Here is a 13,553-nt window from a genome sequence, read left to right as displayed (position 1 = left end):
GGCTCAGGCGCTGCGCAGCAGCGGCGCCACCTGCCCCGCCGCCCAGGCCCGCACCGCATCGCCGAAGGCGGTGAACAGCGGGCGGCTGACGGGGTCGTTGGCGGCGTTGTATTCGGGGTGCCATTGCACCGCGAGGGTAAAGCCGCGCGCGCCGTCGAGATAGAGCGCCTCGGGCGTGCTGTCATGTGCCCATCCGTCGATCACCACGCCGTGACCGGCCTCGACCACACCCTGCCCGTGCAGGGTGTTGGTCATCACCTCTTCGGCCCCCATCAGGCGATGGAACACGCCGTGCGGCGTGAACCGCACCGTGTGGCGCAGGGCGAATTGCTCTGCCATCGTGCCCTCGGGCGGCATGCGGTGGTTGTCACGCCCCGGCAGATCGCGGATTTCGGGGTGCAGTGTGCCGCCCATGGCGACATTGACCTCCTGAAAACCGCGGCAGATTCCCAGAAACGGCTGCCCGCGCTCCAGACAGGCGCGCACCAGCGGCAGGGTGATCGCGTCGCGCGCCCGGTCGAACGCCCCATGCGCCTCGGTTGCCGCCTCGCCATATTCTTCGGGGTGGACATTGGGCCGCCCGCCGGTCAGCAGAAAGCCGTCGCACACTTCCATCAGTTCGGCCACCGAGACATAGCGCGGGTCGGCGGGAATGATCAGCGGCATACACTCCGCCACATCGGCCACGGCAGAAGAGTTGATCGTGCCGCCCGCATGGGTGGGGTAGCGATTGTCGATCTGATACTGGTTTCCGATGATGCCGACGACCGGGCGAGTCATTTTGGTCCTTCTTGGTCAGGCGCGTTGCGTTCCATTTGTCTAAAATATAGCGCACAATGGAATAACAAAACATCAATCCGTGCACATATTTGCGTGCGCTGATGCGGGTTTGCCCAAAATCCCCGCACGGTTTGTTGACCTTTGCGCCGCATACTCGGTGACGTGGGCGGGGCCGCGTCACCGGTCAAATGCATCCCGACCGGCCGTATTTTCCCCGTCCACACCGGGTATTCGACCGGGCGCGTTGCGCATGCGGCGGCAGCGGTCCGAGCAATGGCGCACCTCGTCCCAGACCTTGGCCCATTTGCGCCGCCATTGCATCGGGCGGCCACAGGTGGCGCAGGTCTTGACCGGCAGGTCGGATTTGCGGCGGCTGCGGGGCATTAAAGGTCGAGGCTCAGCTGTGCGTCGTTTCGCGGCTTGCGGCGCGGGCGCTTGCGGCTGGCGTGTTTTTGCACGATCCGCGCGGTCTCGGCATCGCCGCGATGCGCCGCGCGGCAGGCATAGACCGCCTCTTTCGCCGCCTTCGCCGCTGCCACCGGATCGACGATCGGCGTGGGGTAGCCCTTGCCCAACAGCCCGCCTGCCCCGTCCCACGCCCATGGCCGCTGCAACTGCGCATCCGGCACGTCAGCCAGTTCCGGCACCCAAGCCCGGGTGAATACGCCGGTCGGGTCCTGATCCAGCCCCTGCTTGACCGGATTATAAATGCGAATGGTGTTCATGCCGGTGGTGCCCGATTGCATCTGCACCTGAGACCAGTGAATGCCCGGCTCGTAATCGGTGAAATACTGCGCCAATACCGCCCCCGTCGCCCGCCAATCGAGCCACAGGTGATAGGAGGCCACCGCCATCAGCATCGAGCGCATGCGGAAATTGAGCCAGCCGGTGGCAATCAATGAGCGCATGCAGGCGTCGACGAAGGGCAGACCGGTCTCGCCCCGCGCCCATGCCGCGAGCCGCACGGCGTCAGGCTCTGGCGGGCGCAGGCCCTCATAGGCGGGGTGCAGGCAGCGATGCTCGATCGCGGGTTCATCCTCCAGCTTTTGCATGAAATGATCGCGCCATGCGAGCCGCGCCTGAAAGGATCGCATCGCGCGGGCCCAATCCGCGCCACGTCCGTTTGGTGCGGCGCGTCCGGCATGCACCGTCTCGCGTACCGAAAGCACGCCGACCGCCAGATGCGGGCTGAGCCGCGAACAGGCCCGCGCGCCAGTGAGTGGCGAGGACATGGCGCGGGTATAGCTCTCGCCGCGCGTGGTCAAAAAGCTGTCGAGGGCACGCATGGCGGCTCGCCGCCCGCCCTTCTGCCGCCCGGGGCAATGATCCTCAAGCCCAAGCGCCCGCGCCGACGGCATGGCATCGGTCTCGACGCCCGTCGCCGCCACGCCGCCCGACACCACCGGCACCACCGCCGCGCGCATGAATGCATCGCGTGCGCCCTGCCACCGGTCGCGATTACCCAGCCGCCGCATCACCCCGCATTGCGGCAATTCATGCCACGTCACGCCCTGCCCACGCGCCCAACCCGTCACGCGCCGGTCGCGCGCATAGCTCCAGCCGTTGCCGGTTTCTTCGTGGCTGACCAGATCGGTCACGCCATGCGACGCGCGCAGGTTTTCCAGCACCGGCACCGCGTCGCCGACGCGAACACTCAGCGGCAGGCCGATACCGTTCAAGTCGTCGCGCAGGCTGTCGAGCGCCTCGCCGAGATACGCATACTGCCGACCAGACGCATCCCGCTGCGCCCACATCTCCGGCTCAACAATATAGAGCGGGATCACCGGGCCAAGCCGCGCGGCAAGGGCGAGTGCCGGATTATCCTGCACCCGCAGATCGCGCTTGAACCAGCAGATCACCGGCGCGGTCATCTCACGCCACCCGGATCATTCGACAACCACTTCCTCACCAGTGCGTCCGTCGATCTTGACGTCCGGGTCGACCGGCGTCTGCCCCTGCGAGGCGACCCAGCCGATCAGCCCCAAGAGCAGCACCAGAGCAAAGATCATCACCCCCCGGATACCGATCAGCGCGGGTTTGTGCTGTTGCTTCTGCTTTTCGACATTCGTCTCGGGTGCCGACATTGTGGCTCCTTTCATATCCGTCCATCCGCGCGCATCCCCCATTGAAGCTGCACGCGCATCGCCCTAACGTCCGGCGAAACCTCTTGTTCCAGCCAACGGAGACGCCCGCGATGAAAGACGCCTCGCCCCAGACCAGCTATCTCGCCGATTACACTCCGCCAGCCTTTCTGGTCGAAAAGGTCCACCTGACCTTTCGCCTCTCACCCGAAAAAACCCGCGTTCTCAGCAGGGTAGAGTTTCGCCCCAACCCCGAGTCACGCAGTCGTGAGTTCTTTCTGCATGGCGAAAACCTGCGCCTCATAGGTGCGAAAATCGACGGCGTGGCGATCACGCCCGAGGTGACGCCAGAGGGTCTGACCACCGATGCCCCCGACGCGCCCTTCACCTTCGAGGCCGAGGTGGAGATCGACCCGGCCAACAATACAGCGCTTGAGGGCCTGTATATGTCGAACGGCATGTATTGCACCCAATGCGAGGCCGAGGGGTTTCGCAAGATCACCTATTACCCCGATAGACCGGATGTGATGGGCGTCTTTACCGTGCGCATCGAGGGCGACATGCCGGTGATGCTGTCAAACGGCAACCCGGTGGCACAAGGCGACGGTTGGGCCGAATGGCACGATCCGTGGCCGAAACCCAGCTATCTCTTCGCCCTCGTGGCGGGCGACCTGATCGCGCATGCAGACCGTTTCACCACCCGTTCGGGCCGCACCGTCGATCTCAACATCTGGGTGCGCCCCGGCGATGAGGGCAAATGCGCCTTTGGGATGGAGGCGCTCAAGAAATCCATGGCCTGGGACGAAGAAGCCTATGGGCGCGAATACGATCTCGACCTCTTCAACATCGTGGCGGTCGATGATTTCAACATGGGCGCGATGGAGAATAAGGGGCTCAACATCTTCAACTCGTCCTGCGTTCTGGCCAGCCCCGAGACCAGCACCGACGCCAATTTCGAGCGCATCGAGGCGATCATCGCGCATGAATATTTCCACAACTGGACCGGCAACCGCATCACCTGCCGCGACTGGTTTCAGCTCTGCCTCAAGGAGGGGCTGACGGTTTATCGCGACAGTGAGTTCACCGCCGATATGCGCTCTGCCCCCGTCAAGCGCATCGGCGACGTGATCGCGCTGCGCGCCCGGCAATTCCGCGAGGATAACGGCCCGCTCGCCCATCCGGTCCGCCCCGAAAGCTTTGTCGAGATCAACAATTTCTACACCGCGACGGTGTATGAGAAAGGGGCCGAGTTGATCGGCATGCTGAAGACGCTGGTCGGGGATGACGCCTATGCGCAGGCGCTTGAATTGTATTTCGAGCGCCATGACGGGCAGGCCTGCACCATCGAGGACTGGCTGAAGGTGTTCGAGGATGCCACCGGGCGGAACCTGTCGCAGTTCAAGCGCTGGTACAGCCAGGCCGGAACGCCAAGGGTGAATGTCGAAGAACATTGGGACGGGGCCGGCACCTATCGGCTGGATTTCGTGCAGCACACGCCGCCCACGCCGGGGCAGGAGGTGAAAGACCCCCGCGTGATCCCGATTGCCGTGGGGCTGTTGAACGAGAATGGCGACGAGGTGCGCGAGACACAGGTTTTCGAGCTCGACAAGAAGCGGGATTTTCTGGAATTCACCGGGCTTGGCTCGCGCCCCATCCCTTCGATCCTGCGCGATTTCTCCGCCCCGGTGATCCTGGAACGTGAAACCAGCAATGAAGAACGCGCCTTCCTGCTCGCCCATGACACCGACCCGTTCAACAAATGGGAGGCCGGGCGCGCCCTGGCCCGCAACGGCCTGCTGGCAATGATCCTTGAGGGGGCCGCGCCAGATGCCGCCTATCTCGACGCCGTGCACACCATGGCCCGCGACGAGACGCTTGACCCGGCCTTTCGCGCCCTCGCCCTTGGCCTGCCAAGCGAAGATGATCTTGCGCAGTCGCTCTATGAACTGGGCGAGACGCCCGATCCGCAGGCCATCTGGGACGCGCTGGAGACCCTGCGCGACGCCCGCGCCGTGACGATGGAGGCCACCGCGCGCACCCTCTATGACCGGCATCAGGTCACCGCGCCATACCGGCCCGACCCCGATCAGACCGGCGCGCGGGCGCTTGCCAATGCCGCGCTTGCGATCCTCACCCGGCGCGACGGCGGCGCGCAGGCGCAGGCCCAATATGACGCCGCCAACAACATGACGCAGCAACTTGCGGGGCTGTCGTGTCTGCTACAGGCGGGCAAGGGCGCAGCCGCTGTGCAGGCATTCTATGAGCAATGGCAGCATGACCGGCTGGTGATCGACAAATGGTTCAGCCTGCAAATCGTACATGCGGCCCCCGAGGACACGGCAGATACCGCTGCCCGCCTCACCGAGCACCCGGATTTCACGATTCGCAACCCCAACCGCTTTCGTGCCACTTTGGGCGCGCTTGCGATGTCGCCGGCAGGCTTTCATCATGCCTCGGGCAAGGGTTATGCGCTGCTGGCGGATTGGCTGATCGCGCTCGATCCGCTCAACCCGCAGACCACGGCGCGGATGTGCTCTGCCTTCGAGACGTGGCGGCGCTACGATGCCGACCGGCAGGCCCTCATCACCGCTCAGCTCGACCGTATCCTCGCCACGCCGGGCCTGAGCCGGGATACGACCGAAATGGTCGCGCGCATTCGCGGTACCTGACATCTCGTCCAAGGCTGGGTATCGCGGGGCATTCTCAGGCATCCAAAACGGGACGGTGTGACACCTCAGGGTCGCGGCTCAATCATCCGTGGTCGCGAGATTGGCCGGTCGTGCTTGGGGGCGCACGGTGGACAACGGCTTGCAATAGCTCTGGGCGCGCACCCATCGGCGCATGTCTTCGCGCTTGGAACGGCTGTGCAGCGGGCCCCAATCCGCCGCCACGCCGCGCATACCTTCGGACACGACCCCGTCGCGCAACACCGTATGCGCCATGATGCGAATCGCGCATGAGAGGTTCTCTGCCCCATTCCGCAGCGCCGCCCCGGTGCCTGCGCGACAGGCGTAACCGCGCGCGGTGGCTGGCAGAATCTGCAACAACCCATGCCAACGCCCGCCACCGCCGATGGCCTTTGGATTATAGGTGCTTTCATGCTTGGCAAGAGCAGACAGAAAGCCCACCCAGAAGGCCCGCCTGCGGCGCTCGTCACCAGCGGCATAAGCGGGGCACCAGTCCGCGATGTCGCGGGGTACGATGCTTATCAACGGGGCGCCATGCGCCTTGAGGGCCGAGAGCGCGCTGCGCGTCAAAAGAGGGGCATCAGCGCGATGCTCCCATCTGGTGCGCGGAATATTGCCATCCCGCGCAGGCACCTCGTGCCTGGCGCGCGGCTCCTCTCCCTCTTGCGGCAAAGCAGTGAGAGGCCAAAACATAATGAAAACAGACAATAAAATTCTGATCATCAAATGAGTTTGACCCAATTCAAACGGTAAGGCAACGCACAACCGGGTATGGCATCATTCCCTGCCTTGACCCAAGCCTTGCCCTCTTTTGGTCGAAATCCGGCGGCATGGTCGCATCATCAGAGTGCCGGAGATACCATGCCGTTCGAACCGATTGCCAAACCCGAGATGATCGAGCCTGACAAACGCAGCTTCAGGTCCCGTGCGCGACGCCTGCCAGATTTTCTGGGTCTTCTGAGGCGCAAGCCCCGGACTGACCTCGACAGCCTCAGCAAGCGGATCCTGTTGCCGTCGCTTCCCGTCACCGATGAGGAAATGGCACGTGCCACGCATCAGGATCGCGGGCAAAAGCTGGCCCGGCAGGAGATGTGGGAGGAGTTGGCGCAACAGATCGAGCACGCCGACGCGGCCCGGCTCCGCACGCCTGGCGGCGAGAGCGCCACGACCCTGCTGGCCGTTGGAGCCCGTGCCGACGTCGTGGCTGCGGCCGAGGATGCGCTCTACGACGATGCGGAACCCGACCCATCCGGCATCGCGGCGTTGGAAGAAGTGCAGGCGGAATTTCCCGACAGTTACCCCTGCGCACTTGTCGCGGCTCTGGCGCATATCGACATCGCCTGGGCCTGGCGGGCAACGGCAAGCGACCGCACCCACGCCACCCATGAATTGCGCTTTCTGGAGCACTTCAAGCGCGCTGGCGAAATCCTCTCGAACTTTGACGGCGTCCAACTCGACGCGCCGCCGCTGGCAGCGGCGCAATGCGCGCTTCTTGCCGCGCGGCCGCAGCCCCGCATGCGCGTGGCCGACGATTATGAGCGCCTGATCGACCTTGATCCAGACGGACCGCGCCACATGCGCGCACTGGGCGAGGCATTGTTACCGGCACGCTACGGCAGCTACGAGATGCTCGAACTCGAAGCCCGGCGCACCGCCGCGCGCACCGGCGAGATCTGGGGCGCGGGCGGCTACACATGGGTCTACCTGGACGCTCTGGCCCTCGATCCCGGAGCGATCAGCCAACTTGATGCCGATTACTTTGTCGATGGGCTCCGCGACATCGTGAAACGGCGGCGGGATCAGCATGTCATCAACCAGCTATCGGCGTTCTGCGGGATCGTGATGGCCCCGAAAGCGGGCCGAAAGCGGCGCGGCGGGGCGCAGGAGAACGCGCGCAAGAGAATCCATGATTGTCTTGACTGGTTGCTTGAAAACCATCTCCAGGAATTGCATCCGCTGATCTGGTCGCAGATGTTGCTCAACCCCGGCCTGACACCCGCGCTTCCATCGCGGCGCGCCTTGGTCGCCAAGGGCCGCCACACCGCGCTTCGGGTCATCGCGCAACGCTTTGCGGAGGATATCGAAGACGGCAGCTCGATCGCCTTTTCCAGCTCAGGGATGTATCGGCTGCCGGCACTGTAACGCGACGGCCCCGCAACGGCCCCGCAACGGCCATGCCATTGCGGGGTCTGGTTGTCAGATCACAACAACGTCGAGTGGCGGAAATCCGTTGAAGCCAACCGAGGAGTAGCTCGACGTGTAGGCACCGCAATTGCGGATGATGATCCGATCCCCGGCCTCAAGTCCCACCGGCAGGGCAACGGGGCGCTTTTCATAGAGCACGTCGGCGCTGTCGCAGGATGGACCTGCGAGAATGCAGGGGCCGGTCGCCTCGTGATCGCGCTCGGTGAGGAACTGATAGCGGATCGCCTCGCCCTCGGTTTCGGCCAGCCCGGAAAAGCGACCGATATCGAGATAGACCCAGCGGCAGATATCGTCATCCGATTTGCGGCTGACCAGCAGCACCTCGGCGGCGATCATGCCCGCGTCCGCCACCATGCCACGCCCCGGCTCGGCCATGACGCGGACCGCTCCGGGAAAGCGTGCCTCGACCATCGCCATCACGTGTGCCCCATAGACCTGCGGTGTCTCGATTTCCTCGCCGTAAAAGGCCGGAAACCCACCGCCGATGTTGATCAGGCTCAGCGCATGTCCGGCGGCACGTGCCTCGGACCAGACAGCGCCGACGTGATCCAGTGTCTCACGCCACATCTCGGGCTTGCGGGTCTGGCTGCCGACATGGAACGACAGGCCGACAGGATGCAGGCCAAGCGATGCGGCATGATCCATCAGGCCCACGGCACGCTCGGGCGCGCAGCCAAACTTGCGGCTGAGCGGCCAGTCTGCCCCGGTCGCGCCGACCAGCAGGCGGATATAGACCTGCGCGCCCGGTGCGTGCCGGGCGATCTTGTCCAGCTCCATTTCGCAATCTGCGGCAAAGAGGGAAATGCCGGCATGATGGGCAAAGGCAATGTCAGAGGCACGCTTTACGGTATTGCCAAAGGAAACATGCGCAGGCTGCGCACCAAGGCTCAGGCAAAGCTCGATCTCGCCCCGCGAGGCGGCGTCGAACCGGCTGCCTTCGGCGATCAGCGTCTCGATCACGTCGCGCGCCGGGTTGGCCTTGACCGCATAGTGAATATCGGCCCGGCCAAGCCCGGCCTTGAGCGCGCGGTAATTCTGCGCAACGGTCTCGCGGTGCAAGACAAGCGTCGGGCGATCAAACGCCGTGTTGCGGATAAAATCGACGATGGGCGAGGGTGCAACAATGGCGTCGCCGCCCGCAAAGGGGGTCACGTAGGCGTTCATGGTCATCTCCGATCAGGACCCGGGCTCTCACCCGACCAGTTCATAACAGGAGACGTTACCGTCGCTACGTAAACACGGGCGGCAGGACCACCGGCCAGAGGCGCGTGCGTTGGCGTCTGTGATTGCGCATTAGGATCAGTGCGCGAGTCGTGCAATCATTATTTTTGCAGCGGATCAAATTACTTTGTCCACGCGCCGATCGCGCCATCCTCGTCGCCCCACCGCGCAATCCACGTCAAGCCACGCAAAAGGCCCGGAACGCAATGTCCGGGCCTCATTCCGTCGACGCATGACAGCCGGATCAGCGATCCTTGTCGGCCTCATCGTTGTCGTTGTCGTCGTCCTCACCCTCGTCATCGGAATCGGACTCGGGCAGGTTGAAGAAACTGTCCGCATCGTACTGTTTTTCGCGCTCTTCGGGGTGGTAATCCTGCCCAAGCGTGAAGCTCTCCAGACCTTCGATCGCGGTCGGGATGCGCGGCTCTGCGTCCGATTCGAGGCTCTGCTCGGTGCTCAGGAGCTTGCGGCGCTCGTCATCGCTCAGCGACTCCCCTTCCTTGGCCTTCTTGGCTGCGGCCTTTTGCACGGCGGCATCCAGCTCTGATTGCTTGCACAGACCAAGAGCGACCGGGTCGATGGGCTGAATATTGGCGATGTTCCAATGCGTGCGCTCGCGAATCGCCTGGATCGTCGGCTTGGTCGTCCCAACCAGCCGCGCGATCTGGCTGTCGGCCAGTTCGGGGTGAAACTTGACCAGCCACAGGATCGACGCCGGACGGTCCTGCCGCTTGCTGAGCGGCGTGTAGCGGGGGCCGCGCCGCTTTTCTTCGCCCTGAGCAGAGGCGTTGAACTTGAGCTTGAGTTTGTGCAGCGGATTGGACTGGGCGCGCTCGATCTCGTCCTCGGTCAGCTGATTATTGGCAATCGGATCAAACCCCTTGACGCCTGCCGCCACATCGCCATCGGCGATGCCCTGCACTTCCAACTCGTGCAGACCGCAAAAATCGGCGATCTGCTTGAAACTGATCGTCGTGTTGTCCACCAGCCAGACGGCTGTGGCCTTGGCCATGATCGGCAGTGACATGTCTCAGGTCTCCTTTACCCAAATCTTCCCCGTCGCCTGAAAGGCGGTTCCGGCGGGCCGGAACGGTCTCCATTGTCGGGGAACTTGGGCGCTGTATACTGCCCTGGACGGCAAAATGAAAGACCAAAGAATGCGCCTTGTCCTGTTGACTTGTCTGGCCCTGTTCAGCCTCCCCGCCGCCGCGCAAACGCATCGGGCGGGCGTGTTCGACTACTACGTGCTGGCGCTCAGCTGGTCGCCCACATGGTGCGCGCTCGAGGGGGACGCACGGCACGCGGCGCAATGCGAGTCGTCTGCCGATACGGGGTGGGTTCTGCACGGGCTCTGGCCGCAATATCATCGCGGCTGGCCACAGGATTGCACCAGCGCCCACGCTCCGCCCACGCGCGGAATGACCCGGGCCATGGCGGACATCATGGGCAACGCCGGGCTTGCTTGGCATCAGTGGAACAAGCACGGGGTCTGCTCCGGCCTCCCGGCCGCCGGGTACTATGCCTTGTCGCGCGCCGCCTATGACCGACTGAACCGCCCGGACGTGTTTCGCAAACTTTCCAAACCCGTCAGGCTTCCGGCCAAAGTGGTCGAAGACGCGTTTCTGAAGGCCAACCCCGGACTTGAGCCCGACATGCTGACCATCACCTGCCGCGCCGGGCGCATTCAGGAGGCACGGTTGTGCCTTTCGCGTGATCTGGCACCGGTGCCCTGCGGTGCAGACGTGGTGCGGGACTGCAGCTTGCGCGACGCGCTCTTCGATCCGATCCGGTGATTGCCTGGTGTGAACCCTTGAACCCCTGCCCGATTTCCTGAATGGTCGCGGCCAATCGCGCATATCAGGCAGGACAGGCAAGAATATGGACATCCGGGCAATCCTCATGGGGCTGGGCTTTGCGCTCATGTGGTCCTCGGCATTCACCTCGGCGCGGATCATCGTGGCCTCGGCGCCGCCGCTCACGGCGCTCAGCCTGCGCTTTCTGGTCTCGGGGCTGCTGGGGGTGCTGATCGCGCGCGCATTGGGGCAAAGATGGCATCTGACGCGCGGGCAATGGCGCGCGACGATCATTTTCGGGATCTGTCAGAACGCGCTCTATCTCGGGCTGAATTTTGTCGCCATGCAGACCATCGAGGCCGGGCTGGCCGCGATCATCGCCTCGACCATGCCGCTTCTGGTGGGGCTGGCGGGCTGGCTGATCTTTGGTGAGCGGATCGGCCTGATGGGGATGCTGGGCCTTGTCGCGGGGGTGATCGGGGTGACGATCATCATGGGGGCGCGGTTGCAGGGCGGTGTCGACCTCTACGGGCTGAGCCTTTGCGTGGCTGGGGTGTTTGCGCTGACGTTTGCCACGCTGGCGGTGCGCGGGGCCACCTCGGGCGGCAATTTCCTGATGGTCGTGGGCTTGCAGATGCTGGTGGGCAGCGCGGTCCTCGGGGTCGCAGCAGTGGGGCTCGAGACCATCGAGATCACCTGGTCCTGGACGCTGGTCGCGGCGTTTGCCTATACCACGCTGGTGCCGGGGCTGGCGGCGACGCTGGCCTGGTTCTGGCTGGTCAACCGGATCGGGGCCACCAAGGCCGCCACCTTTCACTTTCTCAACCCGTTCCTCGGCGTGGCCATCGCGGCGCTGATCCTGAGCGAGACACTGAGCGCGCAGGACCTGATCGGTGTGGCAGTGATCATGGGCGGCATTCTGGCGGTACAATTGTCGCGGCAGCGTCGGGTCTGACTAACCAGACTTGACAGGTCAGGCCGAAACTGTGTTTCTGATCGCGTTTGAAAATTATTGGTATGAATTCATGCGGTTTGTAAAATTAGGTGTTCTATTATCATGTACTGTGCTTGCGGGCTGCGGAGGGCCGCTGACAAAGGCGCAGGTCGTTGAAAAGTATCGCGGCAACACCGTCTCAAAGCTCACCAGCGAAAAACGTCTGGATCATCTGGGACCAAACAACCCGTCTTTGGGGACGCGCTACATCTATCACCAAACAGACGGTCAGGCTGTCTACAGCAAACGCACGGACAAAGGCTATGCCAGACGCGAAGCCGGTCGTTGGTGGGCCGGTGATGATAAAATCTGTTATTCGATGCGCGTGACACGGTCGGAGGACCCAGAGGGCGATTCTTGTGCGCCAGCGGGCACTGACGCCGCGTGGAGCACGTTTGAACGCGGAGACACGCAGAACCTTCGGAGGCCCGTGAGAACCGCCCGGGGAGGCCAATCCGACATCGGCTTCGGCTGGGACAAGGTTCTTGCGGGCGCGGGCGCGGCTTTGGTTGTCGCGGGCGGTGTCGCGAAAGCGTCCGAGGCACTGTGCGGGTCAGGCGGATGCCCGGCTGGAGCTTCGGCTTCGGCGACCAGTCAGCCCAAAGCCACCTCATCGGGTAACGCGCGGTCCTCCCGCTCAGGGACGCGGGAGGCCAAATCCGGTTACAAGATTACGAGCCGCATACCTTACGAGAGGCACACACAGGAGGTGGTTGCCCGAGGTCGGTGCGCCAACGGGAAAACCTTCAACGTCAGGTATCGCCCTGATAACAATCCGAAATATTTTATCTACAATTTGGGTGGTTCCAGCGTCGATGACGTCGCAAGCCGTTTTTGCTCTTAACTTAAACCGAGGCGGGGCCATCCTTACATGTTAGGCTGAGGTGCGGGCTCAACTACGATTGGGCCCGCCTGTGACCCTTCCAAGCTACCCGTACACAAGGCGCGTGAACCGTATCCAGACCGCCTTCGGAAGATCCCTGAATGTCTCAAGCAAAGACCTGATGCCACCGGTCGGCTGGCAACATTTTGTGGCTAAGGCTGACGGTCTCTCTTGCTGTCGGATAGAGGATGTCAGCCGATCTTGCCCCTGGGCCCATCGCCCACCTGACCGCGATGCAGCAGCAGGTGATCGAGCAGCACGCAGGCCATCATCGCCTCGCCCACCGGCACCGCGCGGATACCGACGCAAGGGTCGTGGCGGCCCTTGGTGACCACCTCGATAGGGTCGCCGTCGACGGTGATCGAGCGGCGCGGCGTCAGGATCGAGGAGGTGGGTTTCACGGCGAAGCGCACCACCACCTCTTGCCCGGTGGAGATGCCGCCGAGGATGCCGCCCGCATGGTTCGAGGCATATTCGGGGCCGGTCTCGCCCATGAATATCTCGTCGGCATTGGCGCTGCCGGTGAGGGTGGCGGCGGCCATGCCTTCGCCGATCTCGACGCCCTTGACGGCGTTGATCGACATAATCGCCGAGGCCAGATCGGTGTCGAGCTTGCCGTAGATCGGCGCACCGAGGCCGGCCGGCACACCGCGCGCCACCACCTCGATCATCGCACCGACCGAATCGTGGTTCTTGCGCAGGGTTTGCAGGTAAGCCTCCCACTCGGGGGCGGCGCTGGCATCGGGCAGCCAGAAATCATTGCCGTCGATGGCGTCCCAATCGAAGCGGGCGCGGTCGAGTGTCCTCTCGCCCATGGCGACCATGTAGCCCTTAACCTCGAGCCCCGGCACGAGGGCTGCAAGGGCCGCGCGCGCGACGCCGCCCGCCGCGACCCGTGCCGCCGTCTCG

At 63.9% G+C, this 13,553-nt stretch carries 13 protein-coding genes; 5 read left to right on the top strand and 8 right to left on the bottom strand.

All coding sequences use genetic code 11. The annotated features are described in order from the left end of the window. Positions 1 to 3: 3 nt before the first annotated feature. The 4 genes from Q0X85_RS02280 to Q0X85_RS02265 all read right to left on the bottom strand — a co-directional run bounded on the left by Q0X85_RS02280 (position 4) and on the right by Q0X85_RS02265 (position 2,864). Positions 4 to 780 carry a gamma-glutamyl-gamma-aminobutyrate hydrolase family protein gene (locus Q0X85_RS02280; RefSeq protein WP_297768429.1) on the bottom strand — a complete coding sequence of 259 codons (777 nt, stop codon included), beginning with the start codon at positions 778 to 780 and terminating at the stop codon, positions 4 to 6. 177 nt (positions 781 to 957) lie between these two features. Beyond that, a complete protein-coding gene (locus Q0X85_RS02275; RefSeq protein ID WP_366129117.1) occupies positions 958 to 1,164 on the bottom strand; it encodes a DUF2256 domain-containing protein in 207 nt (68 codons plus the stop codon). After that, a complete protein-coding gene (locus Q0X85_RS02270; RefSeq protein WP_297768427.1) occupies positions 1,164 to 2,651 on the bottom strand; it encodes an FAD-binding domain-containing protein in 1,488 nt (495 codons plus the stop codon). The genes Q0X85_RS02275 and Q0X85_RS02270 overlap by 1 nt, the downstream gene beginning before the upstream one ends. A gap of 15 nt (positions 2,652 to 2,666) precedes the next feature. After that, entirely contained in the window at positions 2,667 to 2,864 is a 198-nt protein-coding gene (locus Q0X85_RS02265) for a hypothetical protein (protein WP_297768424.1), read from the bottom strand. A 110-nt stretch (positions 2,865 to 2,974) separates the two neighbouring features. Here Q0X85_RS02265 and pepN point away from each other — a divergent pair, with 110 nt between their 5' ends. Beyond that, on the top strand, positions 2,975 to 5,530 hold the full coding sequence (pepN, locus tag Q0X85_RS02260) for an aminopeptidase N (RefSeq protein ID WP_297768422.1): 2,556 nt from the start codon (positions 2,975 to 2,977) through the stop codon (positions 5,528 to 5,530). 78 nt (positions 5,531 to 5,608) lie between these two features. Here pepN and Q0X85_RS02255 read toward each other — a convergent pair whose 3' ends face one another. Continuing rightward, on the bottom strand, positions 5,609 to 6,241 hold the full coding sequence (locus Q0X85_RS02255) for a transglycosylase SLT domain-containing protein (protein WP_366129115.1): 633 nt from the start codon (positions 6,239 to 6,241) through the stop codon (positions 5,609 to 5,611). A 168-nt stretch (positions 6,242 to 6,409) separates the two neighbouring features. Between Q0X85_RS02255 and Q0X85_RS02250 the strand changes: the two genes are divergently transcribed. Then, a complete protein-coding gene (locus Q0X85_RS02250) occupies positions 6,410 to 7,690 on the top strand; it encodes a hypothetical protein (protein ID WP_297768417.1) in 1,281 nt (426 codons plus the stop codon). Between the two features lie 54 nt (positions 7,691 to 7,744). Here the strand turns inward: Q0X85_RS02250 and Q0X85_RS02245 are convergent, their stop codons facing one another. Next, entirely contained in the window at positions 7,745 to 8,917 is a 1,173-nt protein-coding gene (locus tag Q0X85_RS02245) for a type III PLP-dependent enzyme (protein ID WP_297768414.1), read from the bottom strand. Positions 8,918 to 9,218: 301 nt separating this feature from the next. Further along, a complete protein-coding gene (locus Q0X85_RS02240) occupies positions 9,219 to 10,001 on the bottom strand; it encodes a cell cycle transcriptional regulator TrcR (protein WP_297768412.1) in 783 nt (260 codons plus the stop codon). Positions 10,002 to 10,116: 115 nt separating this feature from the next. On the opposite strand from Q0X85_RS02240, the gene Q0X85_RS02235 reads away from it, so the two are divergent. The 3 genes from Q0X85_RS02235 to Q0X85_RS02225 all read left to right on the top strand — a co-directional run bounded on the left by Q0X85_RS02235 (position 10,117) and on the right by Q0X85_RS02225 (position 12,605). Continuing rightward, entirely contained in the window at positions 10,117 to 10,767 is a 651-nt protein-coding gene (locus Q0X85_RS02235) for a ribonuclease T2 (protein WP_297768410.1), read from the top strand. Between the two features lie 85 nt (positions 10,768 to 10,852). Further along, positions 10,853 to 11,722 (top strand): DMT family transporter, encoded by an 870-nt coding sequence (locus Q0X85_RS02230; RefSeq protein ID WP_297768407.1) that lies wholly within the window; start codon positions 10,853 to 10,855, stop codon positions 11,720 to 11,722. 10 nt (positions 11,723 to 11,732) lie between these two features. Beyond that, positions 11,733 to 12,605: a hypothetical protein gene (locus Q0X85_RS02225; protein ID WP_297768404.1), complete on the top strand. Its 873-nt coding sequence runs from the start codon at positions 11,733 to 11,735 to the stop codon at positions 12,603 to 12,605. A 230-nt stretch (positions 12,606 to 12,835) separates the two neighbouring features. Here the strand turns inward: Q0X85_RS02225 and aroC are convergent. Then, positions 12,836 to 13,553: chorismate synthase (gene aroC / locus Q0X85_RS02220; protein ID WP_297768401.1), on the bottom strand; the 718-nt coding region annotated here is incomplete at its 5' end.

Source organism: uncultured Roseovarius sp. (genome assembly GCF_947259555.1).
Classification (GTDB): domain Bacteria; phylum Pseudomonadota; class Alphaproteobacteria; order Rhodobacterales; family Rhodobacteraceae; genus Roseovarius.
The sequence above is the reverse complement of the archived record's forward strand: the minus strand, read 5'-3'. Positions and strand labels throughout refer to the sequence as shown.

Excerpts from the sequence above, each read along its gene's own strand:
- Q0X85_RS02280 (WP_297768429.1), bottom strand. The coding sequence starts at position 780 with ATGACTCGCCCGGTCGTCGGCATCATCGGAAACCAGTATCAGATCGAC.
- Q0X85_RS02275 (WP_366129117.1), bottom strand. The coding sequence starts at position 1,164 with ATGCCCCGCAGCCGCCGCAAATCCGACCTGCCGGTCAAGACCTGCGCC.
- Q0X85_RS02270 (WP_297768427.1), bottom strand. The coding sequence starts at position 2,651 with ATGACCGCGCCGGTGATCTGCTGGTTCAAGCGCGATCTGCGGGTGCAG.
- Q0X85_RS02265 (WP_297768424.1), bottom strand. The coding sequence starts at position 2,864 with ATGTCGGCACCCGAGACGAATGTCGAAAAGCAGAAGCAACAGCACAAA.
- pepN (WP_297768422.1), top strand. The coding sequence starts at position 2,975 with ATGAAAGACGCCTCGCCCCAGACCAGCTATCTCGCCGATTACACTCCG.
- Q0X85_RS02255 (WP_366129115.1), bottom strand. The coding sequence starts at position 6,241 with ATGTTTTGGCCTCTCACTGCTTTGCCGCAAGAGGGAGAGGAGCCGCGC.
- Q0X85_RS02250 (WP_297768417.1), top strand. The coding sequence starts at position 6,410 with ATGCCGTTCGAACCGATTGCCAAACCCGAGATGATCGAGCCTGACAAA.
- Q0X85_RS02245 (WP_297768414.1), bottom strand. The coding sequence starts at position 8,917 with ATGAACGCCTACGTGACCCCCTTTGCGGGCGGCGACGCCATTGTTGCA.
- Q0X85_RS02240 (WP_297768412.1), bottom strand. The coding sequence starts at position 10,001 with ATGTCACTGCCGATCATGGCCAAGGCCACAGCCGTCTGGCTGGTGGAC.
- Q0X85_RS02235 (WP_297768410.1), top strand. The coding sequence starts at position 10,117 with ATGAAAGACCAAAGAATGCGCCTTGTCCTGTTGACTTGTCTGGCCCTG.
- Q0X85_RS02230 (WP_297768407.1), top strand. The coding sequence starts at position 10,853 with ATGGACATCCGGGCAATCCTCATGGGGCTGGGCTTTGCGCTCATGTGG.